This window comes from Streptomyces sp. SAS_270 (genome assembly GCF_052543295.1).
In genome coordinates, this window is the sequence record NZ_JBMNDS010000053.1 from 20,655 (window position 1) to 44,461 (window position 23,807).

Annotated in this window: 26 protein-coding genes; 23 read left to right on the forward strand and 3 right to left on the reverse strand. The window is 69.2% G+C overall.

Annotation, left to right across the window (positions count from 1 at the left end; all coding sequences use genetic code 11):
- Positions 1-33: 33 nt before the first annotated feature.
- The 11 genes from secY to ACN6LB_RS29500 all read left to right on the forward strand — a co-directional run bounded on the left by secY (position 34) and on the right by ACN6LB_RS29500 (position 8,409).
- Complete coding sequence (gene secY / locus ACN6LB_RS29450) at positions 34-1,347, forward strand: preprotein translocase subunit SecY (RefSeq protein ID WP_356131414.1); 1,314 nt, start codon at positions 34-36, stop codon at positions 1,345-1,347.
- Positions 1,347-2,009 carry an adenylate kinase gene (locus tag ACN6LB_RS29455; protein ID WP_356131417.1) on the forward strand — a complete coding sequence of 221 codons (663 nt, stop codon included), beginning with the start codon at positions 1,347-1,349 and terminating at the stop codon, positions 2,007-2,009. Before secY ends, ACN6LB_RS29455 begins: the two co-directional genes overlap by 1 nt.
- Before the next feature lie 153 nt (positions 2,010-2,162).
- Positions 2,163-2,999, forward strand: a complete 837-nt coding sequence (gene map / locus ACN6LB_RS29460; RefSeq protein ID WP_356131420.1) for a type I methionyl aminopeptidase — start codon at positions 2,163-2,165, stop codon at positions 2,997-2,999.
- 484 nt (positions 3,000-3,483) lie between these two features.
- A complete protein-coding gene (infA, locus tag ACN6LB_RS29465; protein WP_003948620.1) occupies positions 3,484-3,705 on the forward strand; it encodes a translation initiation factor IF-1 in 222 nt (73 codons plus the stop codon).
- 58 nt (positions 3,706-3,763) lie between these two features.
- Complete coding sequence (rpmJ, locus tag ACN6LB_RS29470) at positions 3,764-3,877, forward strand: 50S ribosomal protein L36 (RefSeq protein WP_003998809.1); 114 nt, start codon at positions 3,764-3,766, stop codon at positions 3,875-3,877.
- A gap of 188 nt (positions 3,878-4,065) precedes the next feature.
- Entirely contained in the window at positions 4,066-4,446 is a 381-nt protein-coding gene (gene rpsM, locus ACN6LB_RS29475; protein WP_266455950.1) for a 30S ribosomal protein S13, read from the forward strand.
- A 67-nt stretch (positions 4,447-4,513) separates the two neighbouring features.
- On the forward strand, positions 4,514-4,918 hold the full coding sequence (rpsK, locus tag ACN6LB_RS29480; protein ID WP_003956432.1) for a 30S ribosomal protein S11: 405 nt from the start codon (positions 4,514-4,516) through the stop codon (positions 4,916-4,918).
- A gap of 138 nt (positions 4,919-5,056) precedes the next feature.
- Positions 5,057-6,079, forward strand: coding sequence for a DNA-directed RNA polymerase subunit alpha (locus ACN6LB_RS29485; RefSeq protein ID WP_046583607.1), 1,023 nt, complete (start codon positions 5,057-5,059; stop codon positions 6,077-6,079).
- Between the two features lie 116 nt (positions 6,080-6,195).
- Positions 6,196-6,690 (forward strand): 50S ribosomal protein L17, encoded by a 495-nt coding sequence (rplQ, locus tag ACN6LB_RS29490; RefSeq protein WP_356131426.1) that lies wholly within the window; start codon positions 6,196-6,198, stop codon positions 6,688-6,690.
- A 71-nt stretch (positions 6,691-6,761) separates the two neighbouring features.
- Positions 6,762-7,619: a tRNA pseudouridine(38-40) synthase TruA gene (gene truA, locus ACN6LB_RS29495; RefSeq protein WP_445028516.1), complete on the forward strand. Its 858-nt coding sequence runs from the start codon at positions 6,762-6,764 to the stop codon at positions 7,617-7,619.
- A 37-nt stretch (positions 7,620-7,656) separates the two neighbouring features.
- Positions 7,657-8,409, forward strand: a complete 753-nt coding sequence (locus ACN6LB_RS29500; protein WP_445028517.1) for a polyprenol monophosphomannose synthase — start codon at positions 7,657-7,659, stop codon at positions 8,407-8,409.
- Between the two features lie 33 nt (positions 8,410-8,442).
- Here ACN6LB_RS29500 and ACN6LB_RS29505 read toward each other — a convergent pair whose 3' ends face one another.
- On the reverse strand, positions 8,443-9,321 hold the full coding sequence (locus ACN6LB_RS29505) for a hypothetical protein (RefSeq protein WP_445028518.1): 879 nt from the start codon (positions 9,319-9,321) through the stop codon (positions 8,443-8,445).
- 395 nt (positions 9,322-9,716) lie between these two features.
- Here ACN6LB_RS29505 and rplM point away from each other — a divergent pair, with 395 nt between their 5' ends.
- The 3 genes from rplM (at position 9,717) to glmM (ending at position 12,249) form a co-directional block, all read left to right on the forward strand.
- Complete coding sequence (rplM, locus tag ACN6LB_RS29510; protein ID WP_445028519.1) at positions 9,717-10,160, forward strand: 50S ribosomal protein L13; 444 nt, start codon at positions 9,717-9,719, stop codon at positions 10,158-10,160.
- 42 nt (positions 10,161-10,202) lie between these two features.
- Positions 10,203-10,730 carry a 30S ribosomal protein S9 gene (rpsI, locus tag ACN6LB_RS29515; protein WP_356131441.1) on the forward strand — a complete coding sequence of 176 codons (528 nt, stop codon included), beginning with the start codon at positions 10,203-10,205 and terminating at the stop codon, positions 10,728-10,730.
- Between the two features lie 160 nt (positions 10,731-10,890).
- Complete coding sequence (gene glmM / locus ACN6LB_RS29520; protein ID WP_445028520.1) at positions 10,891-12,249, forward strand: phosphoglucosamine mutase; 1,359 nt, start codon at positions 10,891-10,893, stop codon at positions 12,247-12,249.
- Positions 12,250-12,264: 15 nt separating this feature from the next.
- Here the strand turns inward: glmM and ACN6LB_RS29525 are convergent, their stop codons facing one another.
- Together ACN6LB_RS29525 and coaA are read right to left on the reverse strand one after the other, a co-directional pair.
- Positions 12,265-13,209 (reverse strand): DUF389 domain-containing protein, encoded by a 945-nt coding sequence (locus tag ACN6LB_RS29525; protein WP_445028521.1) that lies wholly within the window; start codon positions 13,207-13,209, stop codon positions 12,265-12,267.
- A 34-nt stretch (positions 13,210-13,243) separates the two neighbouring features.
- Positions 13,244-14,233: a type I pantothenate kinase gene (gene coaA / locus ACN6LB_RS29530; protein WP_356131450.1), complete on the reverse strand. Its 990-nt coding sequence runs from the start codon at positions 14,231-14,233 to the stop codon at positions 13,244-13,246.
- A gap of 180 nt (positions 14,234-14,413) precedes the next feature.
- On the opposite strand from coaA, the gene glmS reads away from it, so the two are divergent.
- From glmS to ACN6LB_RS29575, 9 genes are all read left to right on the forward strand, one after another.
- Entirely contained in the window at positions 14,414-16,261 is a 1,848-nt protein-coding gene (gene glmS, locus ACN6LB_RS29535) for a glutamine--fructose-6-phosphate transaminase (isomerizing) (protein ID WP_445028522.1), read from the forward strand.
- A gap of 198 nt (positions 16,262-16,459) precedes the next feature.
- Positions 16,460-17,314, forward strand: coding sequence for a hypothetical protein (locus ACN6LB_RS29540; RefSeq protein ID WP_445028523.1), 855 nt, complete (start codon positions 16,460-16,462; stop codon positions 17,312-17,314).
- Positions 17,315-17,368: 54 nt separating this feature from the next.
- Positions 17,369-17,740: a holo-ACP synthase gene (locus ACN6LB_RS29545; protein ID WP_356131460.1), complete on the forward strand. Its 372-nt coding sequence runs from the start codon at positions 17,369-17,371 to the stop codon at positions 17,738-17,740.
- Positions 17,741-17,786: 46 nt separating this feature from the next.
- Positions 17,787-19,220, forward strand: a complete 1,434-nt coding sequence (locus ACN6LB_RS29550; protein ID WP_445028524.1) for an NAD(P)H-hydrate dehydratase — start codon at positions 17,787-17,789, stop codon at positions 19,218-19,220.
- 289 nt (positions 19,221-19,509) lie between these two features.
- The gene (locus ACN6LB_RS29555; RefSeq protein ID WP_445028545.1) at positions 19,510-20,214 is read left to right on the forward strand and encodes a L,D-transpeptidase family protein; all 705 of its coding nucleotides are present in this window, start codon (positions 19,510-19,512) and stop codon (positions 20,212-20,214) included.
- 54 nt (positions 20,215-20,268) lie between these two features.
- A complete protein-coding gene (gene alr, locus ACN6LB_RS29560; protein WP_445028525.1) occupies positions 20,269-21,426 on the forward strand; it encodes an alanine racemase in 1,158 nt (385 codons plus the stop codon).
- A 172-nt stretch (positions 21,427-21,598) separates the two neighbouring features.
- On the forward strand, positions 21,599-22,837 hold the full coding sequence (locus tag ACN6LB_RS29565; protein WP_445028526.1) for an alpha/beta fold hydrolase: 1,239 nt from the start codon (positions 21,599-21,601) through the stop codon (positions 22,835-22,837).
- Positions 22,838-22,955: 118 nt separating this feature from the next.
- On the forward strand, positions 22,956-23,450 hold the full coding sequence (tsaE, locus tag ACN6LB_RS29570) for a tRNA (adenosine(37)-N6)-threonylcarbamoyltransferase complex ATPase subunit type 1 TsaE (RefSeq protein WP_356131479.1): 495 nt from the start codon (positions 22,956-22,958) through the stop codon (positions 23,448-23,450).
- A gap of 144 nt (positions 23,451-23,594) precedes the next feature.
- Positions 23,595-23,756, forward strand: a complete 162-nt coding sequence (locus tag ACN6LB_RS29575; RefSeq protein ID WP_445028527.1) for a hypothetical protein — start codon at positions 23,595-23,597, stop codon at positions 23,754-23,756.
- The last annotated feature ends 51 nt before the right edge of the window (positions 23,757-23,807 follow it).

The window sequence follows — 23,807 nt, forward strand, 5'->3', positions numbered from 1 at the left end:
TGACGCACTTGCGCGGGGGTCGCAGGAGGCACCGTGCTCACCGCGTTCGCCCGGGCGTTCAGGACGCCCGACCTGCGCAAGAAGCTGCTCTTCACACTCGGCGTGATCGTGGTGTACCGCGTAGGTACCCACATCCCGATCCCTGGCGTCGACTACAAGAACGTCCAGACGTGCATTGACGCGGCCAAGGGCAACCAGGGCCTGTTCGGTCTCGTCAACATGTTCAGCGGCGGCGCACTGCTGCAGATCACGATCTTCGCGCTCGGCATCATGCCGTACATCACCGCGAGCATCATCCTGCAGCTGCTGACGGTGGTGATCCCGCGTCTGGAGGCCCTCAAGAAGGAGGGCCAGGCCGGCACGGCGAAAATCACGCAGTACACCCGTTATCTGACGGTGGCGCTGGCGATCCTGCAGGGCACCGGCCTGGTGGCCACCGCCCGCAGCGGCGCGCTCTTCGGCTCCTGCCCCGTCGCCAACCAGATCGTGCCGGACCAGTCGATCTTCACGACCATCACCATGGTCGTCACCATGACCGCCGGTACGGCCGTCGTGATGTGGCTCGGTGAGCTCATCACCGACCGCGGCATCGGCAACGGCATGTCGATCCTGATGTTCATCTCGATCGCCGCGACGTTCCCGTCCGCGCTCTGGGCCATCAAGAAGTCGGGCACCCTCGCCGGCGGCTGGATCGAGTTCGGCACGGTCATCGCCGTGGGTCTCGTCATGGTCGGCCTGGTGGTCTTCGTCGAGCAGGCTCAGCGCCGGGTCCCCGTCCAGTACGCGAAGCGCATGATCGGCCGCCGGTCCTACGGCGGTACGTCCACCTACATCCCATTGAAGGTGAATCAGGCGGGTGTGATTCCCGTCATCTTCGCGTCGTCGCTGCTCTACATTCCGGCGCTGGTCGCTCAGTTCTCCAAGGACACTTCCGGCTGGAAAACCTGGGTTGAGCAGAATCTGACCAAGGGCGATCACCCGATTTACATCAGCATGTACTTTTTGCTGATCGTGTTCTTCGCGTTCTTCTATGTGGCGATCTCCTTCAACCCTGAGGAAGTCGCCGACAACATGAAGAAGTATGGTGGCTTCATCCCGGGCATCCGGGCTGGCCGGCCGACCGCCGAGTACCTGAGTTACGTACTCAACCGGATCACCTGGCCGGGGTCGCTGTATCTGGGTCTGATCGCTCTCGTACCGACGATGGCGTTGGTTGGCTTCGGGGCAAGCCAGAACTTCCCGTTCGGTGGTACCAGCATCCTGATCATCGTGGGTGTGGGTCTCGAAACGGTGAAGCAGATCGAGAGCCAGCTTCAGCAGCGCAATTACGAAGGGTTCCTCCGCTGATGCGAATCGTCCTCGTCGGGCCGCCCGGTGCCGGCAAGGGAACGCAGGCCGCGTTCCTCGCCCAGAACCTGTCGATCCCGCACATCTCCACGGGCGACCTCTTCCGCGCCAACATCAGCCAGGGCACGGAGCTGGGCAAGCAGGCGAAGGCGTTCATGGACGCCGGCAACCTGGTGCCGGACGAGGTCACCATCGGGATGGCCAAGGACCGCATGGAGCAGCCGGACGCCGAGAACGGCTTCCTGCTCGACGGCTTCCCTCGCAACGTCTCGCAGGCCGAGGCGCTGGACGAGATGCTGAAGACCGAGAGCATGAAGCTGGACGCGGTCCTGGACCTCGAGGTCCCCGAGGACGAAGTCGTCAAGCGCATCGCGGGTCGCCGCATCTGCCGCAAGGACTCCAGCCACGTCTTCCACGTGCAGTACAAGCAGCCGAAGGCGGCGGGCGTCTGCGACGTCTGCGGCGGCGAGCTGTACCAGCGTGACGACGACTCCGAGGACACGGTGCGCAAGCGCCTGGAGGTCTACCACACGCAGACCGAGCCGATCATCGACTACTACAAGGCCCAGGGCCTGGTGGTCACGATCTCGGCCCTCGGCAAGGTGGACGAGGTCACGGGGCGTGCGATGGATGCGCTCAAGCGCGAGGACGACGGCAAGTAGCCGTCACACCAGCTTCGGCCGCGGTGCCCTTCAGGGGCGCCGCGGCCGTAGTGTTGTACAGGCGCGTGTCTGTCCGGGCACGAGCACGTGTAGGGACCGGTCGACAGGAACGTCGGCGCCGGTTGACGGAGAAGACGGAGAGCGCAGGCGCCCATGGTGCAGATCAAGAGCCCCGAGCAGATCGCCAAGATGCGTGAGGCGGGGCTGGTCGTCGCCGCCGTGCATGCGGCCACCCGTGAGGCGGCGGTTCCCGGCGCCACCACCAGGGATCTGGACGAGGTCGCCCGCAAGGTCCTCGCCGAGCACGGCGCCAAGCCGAACTTCCTCGGCTACGGCGGGTTCCCCGCCACCATCTGCACCTCGGTCAACGAGGTCGTCGTGCACGGCATCCCCGACGACAAGACCGTCCTGAAGGACGGTGACGTCATCTCCATCGACGCCGGCGCGATCATCGACGGCTGGCACGGCGACGCCGCGTTCACCGCGTTCGTCGGCACGGGTCACGCTCCGGAGCTGGTCGAGCTCTCCCGGGTGACCGAGGAGTCGATGTGGGCCGGCATCGCCGCCATGAAGCTGGGCAACCGCCTGGTCGACGTCTCCCGCGCCATCGAGACGTACATCCGCCGTCAGCCGAAGCCCGGCGGCGGCAAGTACGGAATCATCGAGGACTACGGCGGCCACGGCATCGGCACCGAGATGCACATGGACCCGCATCTGCTGAACTACGTCGAGCGCAAGCGCGGCAAGGGCCCCAAGCTGGTCCCCGGCTTCTGCCTGGCCATCGAGCCGATGGTGTCCCTGGGTACGCCGAAGACCGAGGTCCTCGAAGACGACTGGACGGTCATCACGACCGACGGGACCTGGTCCTCGCACTGGGAGCACTCCGTCGCCCTCACGGAAGAGGGCCCGCTCGTCCTGACCGCCGTGGACGGCGGCAAGGCGAAGCTGGCGGAACACGGGATCACCGCGGCGCCGGATCCGCTGGCGTAGTCGTACGCTGCTCGGATCCGTCGCGCCCGGCCGGCGGCCCGTGCCAGGACCGCCGGTCGGAGGCCGGCGCAGCCGCTCGAAGCTTGTGAGGCGCCCTGGCGCCGAGCCCGCGAGGGCGGCATCCAGAATTGGGCCGGGACCTGGTCCTCGCACTGGGAGCACTCCGTCGCCCTCACGGAAGAGGGCCCTCTCGTCCTGACCGCCGTGGACGGCGGCAAGGTGAAGCCGGCGGAACACGGGATCACCGCGGCGCCGGATCCGCTGGCGTAGTGCTCAGGCTCGTTGATGTCCGGGTTGCTCTCTTCTCCCCAGTGCTCCCGGTTGCCTCGGTATGCCCGCATGATGATCTTGAATGCGGGGCATTCTTCCTCGATTCGTCTTTCCGGGGGCCCTGACGTAGACTGACTCGTCGGCTCTCGTGCACCCGCATGCCTGCATGCGCTCGTACGGAGTCGATCAAGGTAGTCGATTCGAAGGGCGAAGCGTGGCCAAGAAGCAAGGTGCCATCGAGATCGAGGGCACTGTCGTCGAGTCTCTTCCGAACGCCATGTTCAAGGTTGAGCTCCAGAACGGCCACCAGGTGCTGGCACACATCAGCGGCAAGATGCGTATGCACTACATCCGCATCCTCCCTGACGACCGGGTCGTGGTGGAGCTGTCTCCGTACGACCTGACGCGTGGCCGGATCGTCTACCGATACAAGTAGATCTTGCCTGTGCCCCGCTTCCGCGGGGTGGTGGCACTGACCCGGAGAACCTCACCCAATGAAGGTCAAGCCGAGCGTCAAGAAGATCTGCGACAAGTGCAGGGTGATCCGCCGTCACGGCCGGGTCATGGTCATCTGCGAAAACCCGCGCCACAAGCAGCGCCAGGGCTGACGCACGACCGCACCTTCTGCACCCGCAGAACTTCGCGCGACGCAGCAGTACATGTTCATACGCAGGACCCGGACGTGTTTCTCACGTCCGACACCCCCGGTCGGAGGCCGGGGACCCGGTTCGTACCTCATACGGCAACTGGGAACCGGTCCTGTGGAAGACCTCCGAACGACAACTGGAGCCATTGAATGGCACGCGTTTCCGGTGTTGACATCCCGCGTGAAAAGCGTGTGGAGGTCGCCCTGACCTACGTGTTCGGCATCGGCCGGACCCTCTCGCAGAAGACGCTGGCCGAGACCGGCGTCAACCCCGACACCCGCGTGCGCGACCTCTCCGAGGAGGAGCTGGTCCGCATCCGCGAGTACGTGGACGCCAACTTCAAGACCGAGGGTGACCTCCGTCGCGAGGTGCAGGCCGACATCCGCCGCAAGGTTGAGATCGGCTGCTACCAGGGTCTTCGCCACCGTCGTGGCCTGCCCGTTCACGGTCAGCGCACCAGCACGAACGCTCGTACCCGCAAGGGCCCGCGTCGCGCCATCGCCGGTAAGAAGAAGCCGGGCAAGAAGTAGTCCTCAGCGGACGCTTTACCAAGCGGTCTTCGCTGTAGGACCGACCACCTCCCTGTAGGAGAAACAGATGCCCCCCAAGGGTCGTCAGGGCGCTGCCAAGAAGGTGCGCCGCAAGGAAAAGAAGAACGTCGCTCACGGCCACGCGCACATCAAGAGCACGTTCAACAACACCATCGTCTCGATCACGGACCCCTCGGGCAACGTGATCTCCTGGGCCTCCGCCGGCCACGTCGGCTTCAAGGGCTCGCGCAAGTCCACCCCCTTCGCCGCGCAGATGGCCGCCGAGTCGGCCGCCCGCCGCGCGCAGGAGCACGGCATGCGCAAGGTTGACGTCTTCGTGAAGGGCCCGGGCTCCGGTCGCGAGACCGCGATCCGCTCCCTCCAGGCCACTGGCCTCGAGGTCGGCTCGATCCAGGACGTCACCCCCACCCCGCACAACGGCTGCCGTCCGCCCAAGCGCCGCCGCGTCTGACGCACGGTTGTCTTAGGTTTCGGGCGGTACGTCTCCTCGGGGGCGTGCCGCCCGTACCCTTGCAGTAGTAGCAACATCGGGCTCCGCCCGGTGAGCAGGACGTCAAATAGCGGGCGTCCCTGACTGAAGGATCGCAACATGCTGATTGCTCAGCGTCCCTCGTTGACCGAAGAGGTCGTCGACGAATTCCGCTCCCGGTTCGTGATCGAGCCGCTGGAGCCGGGCTTCGGCTACACCCTCGGCAACTCCCTGCGTCGTACGCTCCTCTCCTCGATCCCGGGTGCGGCGGTCACGTCCATCCGCGTCGACGGCGTTCTGCACGAGTTCACCACCGTGCCGGGCGTCAAGGAGGACGTCACCGACCTGATCCTCAACATCAAGCAGCTGGTCGTCTCCTCGGAGCACGACGAGCCCGTCGTGATGTACCTGCGCAAGCAGGGCCCGGGTCTGGTCACCGCCGCCGACATCGCGCCCCCGGCCGGTGTCGAGGTGCACAACCCCGACCTCGTCCTCGCCACGCTCAACGGCAAGGGCAAGCTGGAGATGGAGCTGACCGTCGAGCGCGGTCGCGGCTACGTCTCCGCCGTTCAGAACAAGCAGGTCGGTCAGGAGATCGGGCGCATCCCGGTCGACTCGATCTACTCGCCGGTGCTGAAGGTCACGTACAAGGTCGAGGCGACCCGTGTCGAGCAGCGCACCGACTTCGACAAGCTGATCGTCGACGTCGAGACCAAGCAGGCCATGCGTCCCCGTGACGCCATGGCGTCGGCCGGTAAGACCCTGGTCGAGCTGTTCGGTCTGGCGCGCGAGCTCAACATCGACGCCGAGGGCATCGACATGGGCCCGTCCCCCACGGACGCCGCCCTTGCCGCTGATCTCGCCCTGCCGATCGAGGAGCTCGAGCTCACCGTTCGGTCGTACAACTGCCTCAAGCGTGAGGGCATCCACTCCGTGGGTGAGCTCGTCGCCCGCTCCGAGGCCGACCTCCTCGACATTCGCAACTTCGGTGCGAAGTCCATCGACGAGGTCAAGGCGAAGCTGGCCGGCATGGGCCTGGCCCTCAAGGACAGCCCGCCCGGATTCGACCCCACGGCCGCCGCGGACGCCTTCGGCGCCGACGACGACGTGGACGCCGGGTTCGTGGAGACCGAGCAGTACTGATCCGCACCACCTCCGGGGGTCTCGCGAAGACCCCCGGATCTTCGACGGGCATCCGCCCGCTCGGACACTGACCCCGGTACCTGATACGGCCGGGGCAGACACCTAGGAGAAACACCATGCCGAAGCCCGCCAAGGGTGCCCGTCTGGGCGGCAGCGCCGCGCACGAGAAGCTGCTCCTCGCGAACCTCGCGAAGTCGCTCTTCGAGCACGGCCGCATCACCACCACCGAGGCCAAGGCCCGCCGCCTGCGTCCCTACGCCGAGCGTCTGGTCACCAAGGCGAAGAAGGGTGACCTTCACAACCGCCGTCAGGTGCTTTCGGTGATCACGGACAAGAGCATCGTGCACACGCTCTTCACCGAGATCGGCCCGCGCTACGAGAACCGCCCGGGTGGCTACACCCGTATCACCAAGATCGGTAACCGCCGTGGCGACAACGCGCCCATGGCTGTCATCGAGCTGGTCGAGGCGCTGACCGTCGCGCAGCAGGCCACGGGTGAGGCCGAGGCCGCCACCAAGCGTGCCGCGAAGGACACCGAGGCTCCCAAGGCCGAGGTCGTCGAGGACGCTGCTCCGGCTGCTGCCGAGGGCGACGAGTCCAAGGACGCCTGAGCTTCGGCTCGCGTTTGAGCGGGTCCGCCCTTCGGGGCGGGCCCGCTTTCGCGTTTTGAGAGGATCAATGGGTGAGTGACGAGGTAGAGCCCGGGTTCGTACGGGTGCGGCTGGACCTGTCGTACGACGGGAGCGAGTTCTCCGGGTGGGCCAAGCAGGCCGGGGGACGGCGGACCGTGCAGGGCGAGATCGAGGACGCCCTGCGGACGGTGACGCGGTCCGGGGAGACGACGCACGAGCTGACCGTGGCCGGCCGCACCGACGCGGGCGTGCACGCCCGCGGGCAGGTGGCGCATGTCGACCTGCCCGAGGAGCTCTGGGCAGAACACCGCGAGAAGCTGCTGAAGCGGCTCGCCGGGCGGCTGTCCAAGGACGTACGGGTGTGGTCGGTGGAGGAAGCGCCGAGCGGATTCAACGCGCGCTTCTCCGCCGTCTGGCGGCGCTACGCATACCGCGTGACCGACATCCCGGGCGGCGTCGACCCGCTGCTGCGCGGCCACGTTCTGTGGCACGACTGGCCGCTCGACGTCGACGCCATGAACGAGGCGGCCGGGCGGCTCGTCGGGGGGCACGACTTCGCCGCGTACTGCAAGAAGCGCGAGGGCGCGACCACCATCCGTACCCTCCAGGAGCTGAGCCTCCTGCGGGGTGCGGACGGGATCATCACCGCGACCGTGCGGGCGGATGCCTTCTGCCACAACATGGTGCGCTCACTCATCGGGGCGCTGCTGTTCGTGGGGGACGGGCACCGCCCCGCCGACTGGCCCGGGAAGGTGCTGGCCGCCGGCGTACGGGACTCGGCCGTGCATGTCGTACGGCCGCACGGGCTGACGCTGGAGGAAGTCGGTTACCCCGCCGATGAGTTGCTGGCCGCGCGCAACAAGGAGGCGCGGAACAAGCGCACGCTGCCCGGGGCCGGTTGTTGCTGAGGTCCCGCGAGAACCCGATGATCCAGAGGGGATGGAAATGACCCACGACTTGGGGGCGGACGCGGCGGTCACCGTGGTGATGCCGACGTACAACGAGGCGGCGAACCTGCCGAGGATGGCCGAGGCGGTGCTGCAACTGCCGCTCGACGGGCTGCACTTGAAGATCGTGGACGACTCCAGCCCGGACGGCACCGGGCGGATCGCCGACGAACTCGCCGAGAAGTACAACGCCGACGGGCGGCACCGCATGAGCGTGCTGCACCGCACCGAGAAGGACGGCCTGGGGCGGGCCTACACCGCCGGGATGAGCGCCGCGCTCGACGAGGGCGCGGCGTACGTCGTGCAGATGGACGCCGACGGCAGCCATCCCGTGCACGCGGTGCCGCAGATGCTGGGCACGGCCCTGGCCACCGGCGTCGGGCTGGTCGTCGGCAGCCGGTATGTCGAGGGCGGCGCGCTCGACGAGGACTGGGGCGTGCACCGGGTGCTGCTCTCGCGGTTCGCGAACCGGTACGCGCGCACGGTGCTCGGCACGAAGATCCGGGACATCACCGCCGGCTTCAACCTGTGGACGGCCACGGCCCTGCGGGATGTCGACCTGGCCACGCTGGACAGCGCGGGCTACAGCTTCCAGGTCGAGCTGAAGTACAAGGCCGTACGCGCCGGGCACAGCGCCGTCGAGATCCCGATCCGCTTCGAGGAGCGGACCGAGGGCGTCTCGAAGATGACGTTGCGCACCCAGCTGGAGTCGGCGGTCGTGCCGATCCGGTTGCGGATGAAGGGCAAGTAGCGAGAGGCGGGGGAGCGGCGGCCGGGCCGGGTACTACTGGGTGGCCGCCGCCGACGCCTGGGCCTCACCGCGGCGGCGGATCTGCCGGAACGTGAACTCGGCCAGGTCGTCGCCGGTCGTGAACACCTTGGTGTCCTTGTCCGTCACGTCCTTGCCGTTGGTGAACCCGGAGATCGTGAAGTAGGCGTAGCGGCCGTAGGAGTTCGTGGTCGTGCGGCAGATCGCCGTACGGCAGAAGGCGCGGACGCCCTGTCCGGGCAGGGAGCTCACGATGCTCTTCTTGTCCGCTTCCTTCTTGGCCTTCGTCGCCTGTTCCGCGGTGTCGAAGAGCGCGACGCCGACCGTCACCGCGATGCCGTCCTTGGCGTACGTGACACGCATCACGCGGGTGCAGTCGTTCCTGGTGAGGACCGGCGGGAGCGTGCCCTGCACGGCGGTGGCGCACTTCGTCGTCGAGGCCGTCGCGCCCTTGCGGTAGACGCGGTCGCCCATCGTCAGCTGCGAACCCGGGAAGAGGATGTCCGGGCTGAGCGGTGCCGTGTCCTTCTTCGCGCTGGATATGAAGTCCATCGGGTCCAGCGGCGGAGGCGCCGTGGTCGGCTCGAAGGAGGGGTCCGCTCCCGTGCTGTCACTCGGGATGGCGGCGCTGGGGGGCAGGTCGGAGGTGGGTTTGCCCGAGGTCCGGCTGTCGCCGTTCGCGGACACGACGGCCACCGCGACGGCAGCACCGATCGCCAGCGTGGCGAAGGCGCCGCCGAAGATCAGCAGCAGTCTGCGCCGCTTGTTGCGCGACTCCGACGCCTCGGCGAGTGCCGCCCAGTCGGGCGTCCCGCCGCTCTGGTTGCCCCACTGCGGTTGCTGGGAACCCGGTTTCCAGGGATCCCACGGGGGCTCCCCCTGCCCATAGCTCATGGGCCGCATCTTAGACGGGGTGCGGGGGGTGCCGTTCCGCTCCGGAGGCCACTCCTGTCTCTCTCGTACCCTCGTCGTACCCTTGGGGGGAACGGCAAAAGTGACATCTCCGGATGCTCCGGATGGAGCGGCCTCCGTGGATGCCCGAGAGGGTTCCGCCGGGGGGTCGTCCTCGCGCGTTTTGACCCGTCCGGGGCGGCGCGGGTAGTGTTGCACTTTGTTATGCGTATCGGCTTGGTCGTTCTCACGCGATAGGGCCGTACGTAGGTTCCCTGGAGCAGTTACCAGTGGGCGGCATACGGGCATCGTTCCCGGCACTGTCGTCCCCAGCTGCACGATCGCTTCAGTGATGCCATGTGTCAGGACCCATCCACTGAAGAAGCGAAGGCTACGAAGTGCGTACGTTTAGCCCTAAGCCCGGCGACATCACTCGCCAGTGGTATGTCATCGACGCCCAGGATGTCGTCCTGGGCCGTCTGGCGACCACTGCCGCGAACATCCTGCGGGGCAAGCACAAGCCGATTTACGCCCCCCACGTCGACGCCGGTGACTTCGTCATCATCATCAACGCCGACAAGGTGCACCTCTCCGGCAACAAGAAGACCCAGAAGCTGGCGTACCGCCACTCCGGCTTCCCGGGTGGTCTGCGCTCCGTCCGTTACGACGAGCTGCTGGCCAAGAACCCCGAGAAGGCCGTCGAGAAGGCCATCAAGGGCATGATCCCCAAGAACACCCTGGGCCGTCAGGTGCTCTCGAAGCTGAAGGTCTACTCGGGCGACCAGCACCCCCACGCTGCACAGCAGCCGGTGCCGTTCGAGATCACCCAGGTCGCGCAGTAGTTCCGGCCACCCCCAAAGACAGAAAAGAATCTGAGGAGCATCGTGGCCGAGACCACCGTTGAGCAGCCGGTCGAAGAGACCGAGACCGAGCTCGTCGACATCGAGAGCTACACCACCGAGTCCGAGGTGCCCGTCGAGGGCGAGTACACCTCGGAGTCGCTCGCCGGCCGCTTCGGCGACCCGCAGCCGGCCGCCGGCCTGGGCCGTCGCAAGAACGCCATCGCCCGCGTCCGGATCGTTCCGGGCACCGGCAAGTGGAAGATCAACGGTCGCACCCTTGAGGACTACTTCCCCAACAAGGTGCACCAGCAGGAAGTCAACGAGCCCTTCAAGGTGCTCGAGCTCGACGACCGTTACGACGTCATCGCCCGTATCTCGGGTGGCGGCGTCTCCGGTCAGGCCGGTGCGCTCCGTCTCGGTGTCGCCCGTGCGCTGAACGAGGCCGACGTCGACAACAACCGCGGCGCCCTCAAGAAGGCCGGCTTCCTCAAGCGCGACGACCGTGCGGTCGAGCGCAAGAAGGCCGGTCTCAAGAAGGCCCGTAAGGCCCCGCAGTACAGCAAGCGTTAATCACCGCCTGCTGCTTTTTGTACGACCGTTCGCCCCGGCGGCACGCTGTGTGCCGCCGGGGCGTTCGTTTATCACAGGCTTGGGCGTATAACGGCACAAGGCCCTCAAAGGTTTGTGTGATCGGATGAATTCCGAATTCTGAAGTACCTCGGGAGGACAAGTGGGACGACTCTTCGGCACGGACGGTGTGCGCGGTGTCGCCAACGCGGATCTGACGGCCGAGCTCGCGCTCGGACTCTCCGTGGCAGCGGCGCACGTACTCGCCGAGGCGGGCTCGTTCGAGGGCCACCGGCCGGTGGCAGTGGTCGGGCGGGATCCGCGTGCGTCCGGGGAGTTCCTGGAGGCCGCCGTGGTCGCGGGCCTCGCCAGCGCGGGCGTGGACGTCCTGCGCGTCGGCGTGCTGCCCACCCCCGCGGTCGCGTACCTCACCGGCGCGCTCGGCGCCGACCTGGGTGTCATGCTCTCGGCCAGCCACAACGCCATGCCGGACAACGGCATCAAGTTCCTCGCGCGCGGCGGGCACAAGCTCGACGACGAGCTGGAGGAGCGGGTCGAGGCCGTCTACGACGAGCACCGCACCGGCGCCCCCTGGAGCCGTCCGACCGGAGCCGGAGTCGGCCGCGTCAAGTCGTACGCCGAGGGCTTCGACCAGTACGTCGCCCACCTCATCGCCGTCCTCCCCAACCGTCTCGACGGGCTGAAGATCGTCCTCGACGAGGCGCACGGCGCCGCCGCACGCGTGTCGCCCGAGGCGTTCTCGCGCGCCGGTGCCGAGATCATCACGATCGGCGCCGACCCGGACGGCCTCAACATCAACGACGGCTGCGGCTCCACCCACCTGGGCCTTCTCAAGGCCGCCGTGGTCGAGCACGGCGCCGACCTCGGTATCGCGCACGACGGCGACGCCGACCGCTGCCTCGCCGTGGACCACACGGGCGCCGAGATCGACGGCGACCAGATCATGGCCGTACTCGCGCTGGCGATGCGGGAGCGTTCCGTACTTCGCTCCGGCACCGTTGTCGCGACGGTCATGTCGAACCTGGGCTTCAAGCTGGCCATGGAGCGCGAGGGCATCTCGCTGGTGCAGACGGCGGTCGGCGACCGCTATGTGCTGGAGGAGATGAAGGAGCACGGCTACGCGCTCGGCGGCGAGCAGTCCGGGCACGTGATCATCCTCGACCACGCCACCACCGGCGACGGCACCCTCACCGGCCTGCTGCTGGCCGCCCGGGTCGCCCAGACCGGCCGTACGCTCAAGGACCTCGCCTCCGTCATGGAGCGGCTCCCGCAGGTGCTCATCAACGTCCCCGACGTGGACCGCTCCCGGGTGCGGACCTCCGCCGAGCTGGCCGCCGCGGTCGTCGACGCCGAGCGTGAACTCGGCTCCACCGGACGGGTGTTGCTGCGCCCCTCGGGCACCGAACCGCTCGTCCGCGTCATGGTCGAGGCCGCCGACATCGACCAGGCACGGTCGGTCGCCGGACGCCTCGCCGATGTCGTGAAGTCGGCGCTGGGCTAGGACCTGTCCGGTCCGTCAGCCGATCCCGCCGACGGGGATCCTGCGCTGCCTCGCCCAGAACCACTTCTGGGCGAGCAGCGTGAGAGTGCCCGCGACGACGATGCCGCCGAGGTTGGCCAGCAGCTGCCAGGTGGAGCCCCACGTCTGGGAGTAGTCGGTGTAGCTGAAGGCCACCGCGGCGTTCGCGGCCGCCGGGACCGTCGTCACCGAGATCGCGACGCCGATCAGGGCGCCCGACTTGGCGGAGGTCAGCGAGAGCGTCCCGGCGATGCCCGCGAGGAACGCCACCACGAACGACATCCAGTCGGGCTTCCAGATGAACGCCGTGTTGGGCCGGGCCGCCTCCACCATCGACCTCTCGAACAGGCCGAAGGCGTCCAGCAGCCAACTGAAGCCCACTGTCAGCAACATCGCCGCCGCGAACCCGGCGAGCAGCGCCCACAGCGAGCGCAACACCAGATGCGGGGAGCGCTGCACCAGGGCCGTGGAGATCCCGGCCAGCGGGCCGAACTCCGGGCCCACCGCCATCGCGCCCACGATCAGGATCGCGTTGTCGAGCATCACACCGCAGGCCGCGAGCATCGTGGCGACGGTGAGGAACGCGAGATAGGTGACGTTGAGCGTCGACTCCTCGTGCGTCGCGTCCCGCAACTGCTCCCACAAAACCGCGTCCGCGCCCTCGCCGGGCGCCTCCTCCTCGGCCTTGTCGGCGCGCCTGGACAGCGACAGGTCGATGTTCTCGACGGCGATCGAGCCTGTCTTGTCGATCTCCAACTTCCGCAGGCCGACCAGGAGTTCGTCGCCCGACTCGCGCGCGACATCGCACATCACCACGTCCCCGACGGGGTTGCGGGCGGCGCCCGGCAGCACGACGAGGTGCGTGGTGCCGACCGTCTTCTCGATCAGGCGGACCACGTCGTCGGTCCGGTCCGCGGGCGTGATGAGGCGCAGATGCAGCATGACGCCTTTCTAACAGGTCGTCCTTCAGGGCGTCCTACAGCTTGCGCAGGCTCAGTCGTTGCACCTTGTGGTCCGGTCCCTTGCGGATGACGAGGCCCGCACGGCCACGGGTCGGGGCCACGTTCTCCAGGAGGTTGACCTTGTTGATGGTCCGCCAGGTGGTGCGCGCGTAGTCGAGCGCCTCCTCCTCGGAGACCTGGGTGTACCTGCGGAAGTACGACGACGGATTCTGGAACGCCGTCTGGCGCAGCTTGCGGAAACGGTTCAGGTACCAGCGCTCGATGTCCTCGGCGCGGGCGTCGACGTACACGCTGAAGTCGAAGTAGTCGGCGAGGCCCACGCGGGTGCGGCCGTCCTGGCCGGGCAGGGCGGGCTGCAGGACGTTCAGGCCCTCGACGATGAGGATGTCGGGGCGGCGGACCGTGAGCTTTCGGCTGGGGTCGATGTCGTAGATCAGGTGCGAGTAGACCGGGGCGGTGACCTCGTTCTTGCCCGCCTTGATGTCCGCGACGAAACGCGTGAGGGCCCGGCGGTCGTAGGACTCCGGGAAGCCCTTCCTCGACATCAGGCCGCGCGCCTCCAACTCCCGGGTGGGCAGGAGGAAGCCGTCGGTGGTGACCCGCTCGACGCGGGGGTGCTCGGGCCAGCGGGAGAGAAGCGCCTGGAGGAGACGGGCGACGGTGGACTTGCCGACCGCGACCGAGCCCGCGACCCCTATGACGAACGGGGTGCCCGACTGGGAGCCCTTCTCGCCGAGGAAGGTGTTGAGGGCGCCGCGCAGGCCGTCCGTGGCGCCGACGTAGAGATTCAGCAGGCGGGAGAGCGGGAGGTAGATGTCCCGCACTTCGTCGAGGTCGATGACATCGCCCAGGCCGCGCAGCTTCTCCACCTCCTCGGCGGTCAGCGGGAGCGGCGTTTTGTCGCGCAGCGCGCTCCACTCGGCACGGGTGAGGTCGACGTAAGGAGTCGCCTCCGGCTTGGGCCGGTGGGCGCTCCGCTGCGACGGGGAGACCGGAGAGATCACAGTCCATTGTTACGGGAGTATGGACAGGATGGGGGGTGGGGTCCGTCACGCGGGGGGACGGCGCGGCTTCGTAGGGGGCGGCGCGCGCGCTTCGTACGGGCTTCGTACGGGCGCGGGAATTTCCGATATCGGGCAGGAAGAGCCGTGTTGGGGCGGGCGTCGGCCCGTAGGCTGCGGCCCATGTGCGGAATCGTGGGATACGTGGGGTCGCAGTCGGCGCTTGACGTGGTGATGGCCGGACTGAAGCGACTGGAGTACCGGGGGTACGACTCGGCGGGCGTCGCCGTGCTCGCGGACGGCGGGCTCGCCTCGGCGAAGAAGGCCGGGAAGCTGGTCAACCTGGAGAAGGAGCTGGTCGACCGGCCGCTGCCGGCCGGGTCGACGGGCATCGGGCACACCAGGTGGGCGACCCACGGCGGGCCCACGGACGCCAACGCGCACCCGCATCTGGACAACGCGGGCCGTGTCTCCGTGGTGCACAACGGGATCATCGAGAACTTCGCCGTGCTGCGGGCCGAGCTGGCGGAGCGCGGGCACGCGCTCGCCTCCGAGACGGACACCGAGGTGGTGGCCCACCTGCTCGCGGAGGAGTTCTCGGCCTGCGCGGACCTCGCGGAGGCGATGCGGCTGGTGTGCCGGCGGCTGGAGGGCGCCTTCACGCTGGTCGCGGTGCACGCGGACGAGCCGGACGTGGTGGTCGGGGCGCGGCGGAACTCGCCTCTGGTGGTGGGCGTCGGAGAGGGCGAGGCCTTCCTCGCCTCGGACGTCGCCGCGTTCATCGCCCACACGCGGTCGGCGATCGAGCTGGGCCAGGACCAGGTGGTGGAGCTGCGCCGGGACGGGGTGACGGTCACCGGGTTCGACGGCGCCCCCGGGGACGTGCGCTCGTACCACGTCGACTGGGACGCGTCGGCGGCGGAAAAGGGGGGCTATGACTACTTCATGCTCAAGGAGATCGCCGAGCAGCCCAAGGCTGTCGCCGATACGCTCCTGGGCCGGATCGACGCCGCGGGCTCGCTGACACTCGACGAGGTGCGGATCTCCACCTCGGAGCTGCGCGAGATCGACAAGGTCGTGATCGTCGCGTGCGGTACGGCGTTCCACGCCGGGTTGATCGCCAAGTACGCCATCGAGCACTGGACGCGGATCCCGTGCGAGGTGGAGCTGGCCAGTGAGTTCCGCTACCGGGATCCGATTCTCGACTCGCGCTCGCTGGTGATCGCCATCTCCCAGTCCGGCGAGACCATGGACACGCTGATGGCGCTGCGGCACGCCCGTGAGCAGGGCTCCAAGGTGCTGGCGATCTGCAACACGAACGGCTCGACGATCCCGCGCGAGTCCGACGCGGTGCTGTACACGCACGCGGGCCCGGAGGTCGCGGTCGCGTCGACCAAGGCGTTTCTGACGCAGCTGGTGGCCTGCTATCTGGTGGCGCTGTACCTGGGGCAGGTGCGCGGCACCAAGTGGGGTGACGAGATCCAGGCCGTGATCCGGGACCTGGCGAAGATCTCCGGTGAGGTCGACCAGGTCCTCGCCACCATGGAGCCGGTACGGGAGCTGGCGCGTTCGCTCGCCGACAAGAACACGGTGCTCTTCCTTGGGCGCCATGTGGGGTATCCGGTGGCGCTGGAGGGTGCGCTCAAGCTGAAGGAGCTCGCGTACATGCACGCGGAGGGCTTCGCGGCGGGCGAGCTGAAGCACGGGCCGATCGCGCTGATCGAGGAGGACATGCCGGTGGTGGTGGTCGTGCCGTCGCCCCGGGGACGGTCCGTGCTCCACGACAAGATCGTGTCCAACATCCAGGAGATCCGGGCGAGGGGTGCGCGAACCATCGTGATCGCGGAGGACGGGGACGAGGCGGTCGTGCCGTACGCCGACCACCTGATCCGTATCCCGGTCACCCCGACCCTGCTCCAGCCGATGGTCGCGACGGTTCCCCTCCAGGTGTTCGCCTGCGAGCTGGCCACGGCTCGCGGGAACGAGGTGGATCAGCCTCGGAACCTGGCGAAGTCGGTGACGGTGGAGTAGTCCCGCACACCGTCGATCACGTCGTCGACCACGAGGTCACGCGCGGTACGGATCTGCCAATCCTTCTGCCTTCATGATCCGACTCACAGGCCCGGCACGGGTCCGCGGTACTCGTGCGTCTGTACGATGCGAGATCTCAACAGGCCTGGCCGGGGGGATGGTTCGGCGAGGCCTTTCGACTTCACTGTGGGGGATTTCATGCGTGTACGCGCCGCTGTCGTCGCTCTTTCCAGCGCTGCCGTTCTTTCCGCGCTCGCTCTTCCGGCCACCGCTCAGGCGGCGGAGCATGCGGACGGGACGGCGAAGCTCGGATCCTTCGCCTCCAAGGCCGTTCAGCCGAGGGACTCGCTGGGCGCCACCAAGTTCACGAACGCGGTCATCAACGCCGGCAAGGACGTCGTCCTCGGTGTGAGCGCCAAGAAGTCCGTCACCGTGACGTACACCGCCTCCAACGACAGCGGCATCGCCCTCACCGAGGCATTCCTGTGGCAGGGCACCGACAGCTCGAACGTGGACGACATCACCGGCTCCCTGGGGACGGACGACGACCCCGTCTGCACGGAGTCGACGACCCAACTCGGCGTCTACAGCTGCAAGGCCGTCTTCAACATCGACCCCGGCAGTGACTTCAAGGACGGCAACGGCGTTGCCGGGACCTGGAAACTGTTCCTCGGCGCCTACGACCTCTACGCCAACGCCAGCTACAACGACGACGTCGCCACCACCAAGCTCAAGCGCGCCGCCACGCTGAGCGTCAACGCCTCCCCGGAGCCGGTGAAGAAGGGCAAAACCGTCACGGTCACCGGGAAGCTGAGCCGCGCCAACTGGACCACGAGCAAGTACGCGGGCTACGCGACCCAGCCGGTGCAGCTGCAGTTCCGCAAGAAGGGCAGCGACACCTACACCACCCTCAAGACGGTCACCTCCAGCAGCACCGGGACCCTGAACACCACCACCACGGCCAACGTCGACGGCTACTACCGCTTCAGCTTCGCCGGCACGACCACCACGGGCTCTGTGAAGGCGACCGGTGACTTTGTCGACGTGCAGTAGGTAGGGGTTCGACGAGCGTCGGGACCGCTGCCCCGTGCCCTTAAGGTGCCAGGCATGAGCATCATCGGGGTCGGTATCGACGTGGCCGAGATCGACCGGTTCCGCGCGTCGCTGGAGCGTACGCCGGGGCTGGCCGAACGGCTCTTCCTGGAACGGGAGTTGCTGCTGCCGAGCGGCGAGCGCAGGGGCATCGCCTCGCTCGCCGCCCGGTTCGCCGCGAAGGAGGCCCTGGCGAAGGCCCTCGGCGCCCCGGCCGGCCTGCACTGGACGGACGCCGAGGTGTACGTCGAGGACAGCGGGCAGCCGCGTCTGCGGGTGGGAGGCACAGTGGCGGCGCGGGCGGCCGAGCTGGGAGTGCGGTCGTGGCACGTGTCGTTGAGCCATGACGCGGGGGTGGCCTCGGCGGTGGTGGTGGCCGAGGGCTGACCGGCCCGGGTGCGGCCACGGAGGTTTACGGGGCAGACTCGACGCCATGCGGACTGCGTACAGCGTGGAGACGGTAAGGGCGGCCGAGCGGGAGCTGATGGCCCGGCTTCCGGAGGGCGCGTTGATGCAGCGGGCCGCCGCCGGGCTGGCCGCGGCCTGCGCCGACCTGCTCGGCCGGGTCTACGGCAGCCGGGTCGTGCTGCTGGTGGGCAGCGGGGACAACGGGGGCGACGCCCTGTACGCGGGGGCCCGGCTCGCCCGTCGTGGCGCGGGCGTGAGTGCCGTACTGCTCGCCCCCGAGCGCACCCATGGCGAGGGCCTGACCGCGCTGCGGCGAGCCGGCGGCAGAGTGGTGGAGCCCGGTGCCGCCGAGGCGTTGATGCACCGCGCGGACCTGGTGATCGACGGCATCGTCGGCATCGGCGGCAAGGGTGGCCTGCGCCCCGAGGCCGCCCCCCTGGCCGAGCTCGCCGCCGACGCCCGCGCGGCCGTCGTCGCCGTCGACCTGCCGAGCGGCATCGAGGCCGACACCGGCGAGGTGCGCGGCGCCGCCCTCCCGGCCGACCTGACGGTGACCTTCGGTACGCACAAGCCGGGGCTGCTGATCGACCCGGCACGGGAGTACGCGGGGGCGGTGCGGCTCGTCGACATCGGCCTGCGCGGCGCCCTGCCGGCGGAGCCGGACCTGGAGGCCCTGCAACACGCCGACGTGGCGGAACTGCTGCCGGAACCCGGCGCGGCCAGCGACAAGTACCGCCGCGGCGTCGTCGGCGTCGTCGCCGGTTCGGTGCGCTACCCGGGCGCGGCCGTACTCGCCGTCGCGGGCGCGCTGCACGGCGGCGCCGGTGCGGTCCGCTACGTCGGCTCGGCGGCGGAGGCGGTCATCGCCCGCTTCCCCGAGACCCTGGTCTCCGACGGCTCCCCGGCGAAGGCGGGCCGCGTGCAGGCCTGGGTGGTCGGGCCCGGGCTCGGGGACAGCACCGGCGCCGACGAGGTGCTGGCGTCGGACGTGCCGGTGCTCGTCGACGCGGACGGGCTGCGGGGCCTGGACGCCGACGCCGTACGGGCCCGGCGCGCTCCCACCCTGCTCACCCCGCACGCCGGTGAGGCGGCCGCACTTCTCGGCGTCCCGCGCGAACGGGTCGAGGCGGCCCGGCTCGACTCGGTGCGCGAACTGGCCGCAAGGTACGGGGCGACCGTGCTGCTCAAGGGCTCGACGACGCTGGTCGCCGACGCGGACAGGGGACCGGTGCGGGTCAACCCCACCGGCACCCCGTGGCTGGCCACCGCGGGCAGTGGCGATGTGCTCTCGGGCCTGGCCGGAGCGCTGCTCGCGGCCGGACTCGACGCCCGCGACGCGGGATCCGTCGCCGCGTACCTGCACGGACTTGCCGGGCGTTACGCCGCCGACGGTGCCCCGCTGACGGCGTCCGGGATCGCCGGGGCGCTCCCGGACGCCTGGCGTGACGTACAGCGGTAGGAGGCCTACCAGTTGTCCGGCCGCACCTCATAGGTGAGCTGGTAGTGCGAGCCGTCGCCGCGGAACTCGGCAAGCCGCTCGCCCTTGTTCGCCTCCGAGGGGCTGATGTGCCAGTCCCGAACCGACCAGCGAGAACACTCCGCCGTTGATGTCGGTCTTGACGTCGCCGTTGTTGATGGCCCGGCTCGTCCCCGCCGCCGCCCGTCGGGTGACCCGGGCGGCGGCTGCCGCGTGCCGCGACCCTCTCGGAGGCTCACAGCGATTCCCTGAACCCGTGACCAAAGAACGCATGATCGTACGAGAGGGCACGCGACGCCGAGGAGCCGTCACGGGCCTGGTCCTCGCCGCCGCCCTGACCCTGGGCGCCGCTGCGCCCGCGGACGTGGCGCACCGCGGTGCCGGCGCCGCGGCCTGCACCGGCCGGACCGGTCCCTACCAGCGGCAGGTCGAGCGGTGGCTGAAACTGCGGGTGGACGGAAGGCAGTCCGGCGGTGACTGCGTCGCCGTGCGCGCGTTCCAGCGGCGGCACGGGATCAAGCCCGACAGCGGCTTCGCGGGAGCCGTCACCTGGGGCACCATGCGGCTGATCTCCGCCAGGAAGAACCCGAACGCCGCACGGAGGTGCCCTGTGCGGTCGTACCGCATCGCCTGCGTGGATCTGAAGCGGCAACTGACCTGGGTACAGAAGGGGAAGCGGGTGCTGTGGGGGCCCGCGCCGATGCGCAGCGGGCGGGCCGGGTACCGGACCAGGACCGGGTGGCACCGCGTCTACTGGAAGCACAGGAACCACTGGTCGTCGATCTATCACAGCCCCATGCCGTACAGCCAGTTCTTCGACCGGGGACAGGCCTTCCACGCCATCAGCGGCAGCATCTACGACCCGAACGGCTCGTGGGGTTGTGTGAACCTGCGGCTCGCCGACGCCCGCACGCTGTGGCGCGTCCTCAAGAAGGGCGACCGGGTGTACGTGTGGGGGCGCCGGGCCGGCACATGAGGCGTACGGACGGGTAGGGGCGCTGTCGGACGCCTCTGAGACACTGGGGGCGCGATGACTGAGACAGCACCACTGCGCGCACGCGCAGAGATCGATCTGGCCGCCCTGCGGGCCAACGTGCGGAGCCTGCGCGCCCAGGCACCGGGCGCGGCCCTGATGGCCGTGGTCAAGTCCGACGCCTACGGCCACGGGGCGATTCCGTGTGCCCGCGCGGCGGTCGAGGCGGGCGCCGGCTGGCTCGGCACGGCCACACCCCAGGAGGCCCTGGCGCTGCGCGAGGCGGGCCTGCCCGGCCGGATCATGTGCTGGCTGTGGACACCCGGAGGCCCCTGGCGCGAGGCCGTCGAGGCCGACATCGACGTGTCGCTCAGCGGCCTGTGGGCCCTGCGCGAGGCCACCGCGGCCGCCCGGGAGGCCGGCCGGACCGCCCGCGTCCAGCTCAAGGCCGACACGGGCCTCGGGCGCGGCGGCTCGCAGCCCGGCGACTGGCCCGACCTTGTCACCGAGGCCCTGCGCGCCGAGCGCGAAGGTCTGGTGACCATCACCGGCCTCTGGTCGCACTTCGCCTGCGCCGACGAGCCGGGCCACCCCTCCATCCAGGCCCAACTCACCCGCTTCCGCGCGATGGTGGCGTACGCCGAGGAGCAGGGCGTCCGCCCCGAGGTGCGGCACATCGCCAACTCGCCCGCCACACTCACGCTCCCCGAGTCCCACTTCGACCTCGTCCGCACAGGGATCGCGGTCTACGGCATCTCACCGGGTCCCGAGGTCGGCACACCGGCCGACTTCGGACTGCGCCCCGTGATGACGCTGAGCGCGTCCCTCGCCCTGGTCAAGCAGGTCCCGGGCGGTCACGGCGTCAGCTACGGACATCACTACGTCACCCCCGGCGAAACGACCCTCGGCCTGGTCCCTGTCGGCTACGCGGACGGCATCCCGAGGCACGCCTCCGGCACCGGCCCCGTGCTGGTCGGCGGCAAGTGGCGCACGGTCGCGGGCCGGGTCGCGATGGACCAGTTCGTCGTCGACCTCGGGGGAGACGAGCCGGAGCCGGGCGCGCAGGCCGTCCTGTTCGGGCCCGGCGACCGCGGCGAACCCACCGCCGAGGACTGGGCTCAGGCCGCGGGCACGATCGCTTACGAAATCGTCACACGCATCGGAACCCGCGTCCCCCGCGTCTACGTGAATGTGAACGAGGAACAGAACAGGTAGCCCTCGTAGAGGTGTACGACCCGGCGCGTGCCGGGAAGCGGACTCCAGTGGCCACGGCTGCTTCGGTGACTCAGGCGGTCCAGGTGACTGCGATGGCTCCGGTGAGCGCAGTGACTCCAGAGGGTCCGGTGACACCAGTGATTTCAATGACTCCAGCGAAAAGGAGCGGTACGTGAGCGAGAGCAGTGCGGAGGCGGTCGCGAGCGCCGTCACGGCGGCCGCCCCCGCCGCCCAGAACGCGGGAGCCGTCGGGACCTGGCGCAGGGCCGGTCTCGCCGGTGCCGCGATAGGCGTGGTCGCCGCGGGCGCCGCCGCCGGTGTCGCGCTGGAGCGGCTCACCGTCGGCCGCGGCATGCGCGCCAAGGCCCGGCTCGCCCTCGACTCGACCGGCCCCTTCGGCTCGCTGCGCGGCACCTCCGGCAAGGCGTACGCCGACGACGGCACCGAGCTGTACTACGAGATCGACGACATCGAGCAGGACGCCACGTTCACCCCGCGCCGCCGCAGGCTCTTCGGGCGCAAGGCCCCGGCTCCCGTCACCGTCGTCTTCAGCCACGGCTACTGCCTCAACCAGGACTCCTGGCACTTCCAGCGGGCGGCGCTGCGCGGTGTCGTACGCACCGTGCACTGGGACCAGCGCAGCCACGGCCGCTCCGGGCGGGGCGTCGGCCAGGTGCAGGACGGCACACCGGTCTCCATCGACCAGCTCGGCCGCGACCTGAAGGCGGTCATCGACGCCGCCGTACCCGAGGGCCCGATCGTGCTGGTCGGACACTCCATGGGCGGCATGACCGTGATGGCGCTCGCCGGCCACTACCCCGAACTGGTTCGCGACCGCGTCGTCGGCGTCGCTCTCGTAGGTACGTCCTCGGGCCGGCTCGGCGAGGTCAACTTCGGGCTGCCGGTCGCGGGCGTCAACGCGGTGCGCCGCGTACTGCCCGGCGTGCTGAAGGCGCTGGGGCAGCAGGCCGCGCTGGTGGAGCGGGGGCGGCGGGCCACCGCCGACCTGTTCGCGGGGATCATCAAGCGGTACTCGTTCGCGTCCCGGGACGTCGACCCGGCGGTCGCCAGGTTCGCCGAGCGGATGATCGAGGGCACGCCCATCGACGTCGTCGCCGAGTTCTACCCGGCGTTCACCGAGCACGACAAGACGGAAGCCCTGGCGCGCTTCACCGAGCTGCCGGTGCTCGTGCTGGCCGGGGTCGGCGACATGGTGACCCCGAGCGAGCACAGCGAGGCGATCGCGGACGCTCTGCCGGCCGCGGAGTTGGTACTGGTGCCGGACGCCGGACACCTGGTGATGCTGGAGCACCCGATAGTCGTCATAGACCGCCTCGCCGATCTGCTCGCCCGCACGGGGGCGATGCCAACCACAGCTACCGTGGGTGGCTGTGACTCCGCCTCCTCCTGACGGAGGTGGCTTCCAGTCTTCGACTGCGGTCCAGCCCGAACCGGCCCCTTGCGGGGCGTGACCAGTGTACTACTGCAAGTGAGTGACGATGGAAGAAATCGCAACATCACATGCCCCGATGCCCAGCGGCGTCACCGTTCGCCTCACCGTCAACTCCCCCGAACAGATGCAGGAGTTGGGCCGTCGGCTCGCCAAGCTGCTGCGCCCGGGCGACCTGGTGATGCTCAACGGCGAGCTCGGCGCGGGCAAGACGACACTGACCCGCGGGCTCGGCGAGGGGCTCGGCGTCCGGGGCGCCGTCACCTCCCCGACCTTCGTCATCGCCCGCGTGCACCCCTCCCTCGTCCAGGGCCCGCCCCTCGTCCACGTGGACGCGTACCGCCTCGGCGGCGGGCTCGACGAGATGGAGGACCTCGACCTCGACGTCTCGCTCTCCGACTCGGTGATCGTCGTCGAGTGGGGCGAGGGCAAGGTCGAGGAGCTGACCGACGACCGGCTGCACGTCGTCATCCACCGCGCGGTCGGGGACACCACGGACGAGGTACGGCACGTCACGCTCACCGGGCTGGGGGAGCGCTGGACGACGGCCGACCTGAGCGTGCTCTCGGCCTGACCGCCGCCGGAGAAGCCGGAACATGAATGTTCCGACAAGACGTCGGCAAGATGTTGCGTACGGCGTCCCGGCCGTGGTCACATGGATACCAGCTCGTAGTTAGGTCTACCTAACCACGCTTGCCCCCGGCCCCAGGAGGCGTCCATGTCGGCATCGGAACGAGACGAGGCGCCGGCGCGCGTGACGGGCGCGGTGTCGATGCGGGATCTGCTGGCGTCGTGCGCGGCGGCCGACGCGGTGTCCACACCGCCGCGGGCACCCGTCGCCGAGACGCGCAGGAGTGAGCAGCCCCGCAAGGCCGCGTAACGCTGTCGGAGGTATCGGCGTCACGCCGTGTTGCCGCACTGACGTGCGGTG

What these genes read in the sequence shown, in the direction of transcription:
- tsaE (WP_356131479.1), top strand. Translation starts at nt 22,956, where the DNA reads ATGCCCAGCGGCGTCACCGTTCGCCTCACCGTCAACTCCCCCGAACAG.
- ACN6LB_RS29455 (WP_356131417.1), top strand. Translation starts at nt 1,347, where the DNA reads ATGCGAATCGTCCTCGTCGGGCCGCCCGGTGCCGGCAAGGGAACGCAG.
- ACN6LB_RS29525 (WP_445028521.1), bottom strand. Translation starts at nt 13,209, where the DNA reads ATGCTGCATCTGCGCCTCATCACGCCCGCGGACCGGACCGACGACGTG.
- ACN6LB_RS29505 (WP_445028518.1), bottom strand. Translation starts at nt 9,321, where the DNA reads ATGAGCTATGGGCAGGGGGAGCCCCCGTGGGATCCCTGGAAACCGGGT.
- alr (WP_445028525.1), top strand. Translation starts at nt 20,269, where the DNA reads ATGACTGAGACAGCACCACTGCGCGCACGCGCAGAGATCGATCTGGCC.
- rpmJ (WP_003998809.1), top strand. Translation starts at nt 3,764, where the DNA reads ATGAAGGTCAAGCCGAGCGTCAAGAAGATCTGCGACAAGTGCAGGGTG.
- ACN6LB_RS29575 (WP_445028527.1), top strand. Translation starts at nt 23,595, where the DNA reads ATGTCGGCATCGGAACGAGACGAGGCGCCGGCGCGCGTGACGGGCGCG.
- map (WP_356131420.1), top strand. Translation starts at nt 2,163, where the DNA reads ATGGTGCAGATCAAGAGCCCCGAGCAGATCGCCAAGATGCGTGAGGCG.
- rplQ (WP_356131426.1), top strand. Translation starts at nt 6,196, where the DNA reads ATGCCGAAGCCCGCCAAGGGTGCCCGTCTGGGCGGCAGCGCCGCGCAC.
- ACN6LB_RS29545 (WP_356131460.1), top strand. Translation starts at nt 17,369, where the DNA reads ATGAGCATCATCGGGGTCGGTATCGACGTGGCCGAGATCGACCGGTTC.
- ACN6LB_RS29500 (WP_445028517.1), top strand. Translation starts at nt 7,657, where the DNA reads ATGACCCACGACTTGGGGGCGGACGCGGCGGTCACCGTGGTGATGCCG.
- rpsK (WP_003956432.1), top strand. Translation starts at nt 4,514, where the DNA reads ATGCCCCCCAAGGGTCGTCAGGGCGCTGCCAAGAAGGTGCGCCGCAAG.
- glmS (WP_445028522.1), top strand. Translation starts at nt 14,414, where the DNA reads ATGTGCGGAATCGTGGGATACGTGGGGTCGCAGTCGGCGCTTGACGTG.
- rpsM (WP_266455950.1), top strand. Translation starts at nt 4,066, where the DNA reads ATGGCACGCGTTTCCGGTGTTGACATCCCGCGTGAAAAGCGTGTGGAG.
- ACN6LB_RS29555 (WP_445028545.1), top strand. Translation starts at nt 19,510, where the DNA reads ATGATCGTACGAGAGGGCACGCGACGCCGAGGAGCCGTCACGGGCCTG.
- ACN6LB_RS29550 (WP_445028524.1), top strand. Translation starts at nt 17,787, where the DNA reads ATGCGGACTGCGTACAGCGTGGAGACGGTAAGGGCGGCCGAGCGGGAG.
- ACN6LB_RS29540 (WP_445028523.1), top strand. Translation starts at nt 16,460, where the DNA reads ATGCGTGTACGCGCCGCTGTCGTCGCTCTTTCCAGCGCTGCCGTTCTT.
- ACN6LB_RS29485 (WP_046583607.1), top strand. Translation starts at nt 5,057, where the DNA reads ATGCTGATTGCTCAGCGTCCCTCGTTGACCGAAGAGGTCGTCGACGAA.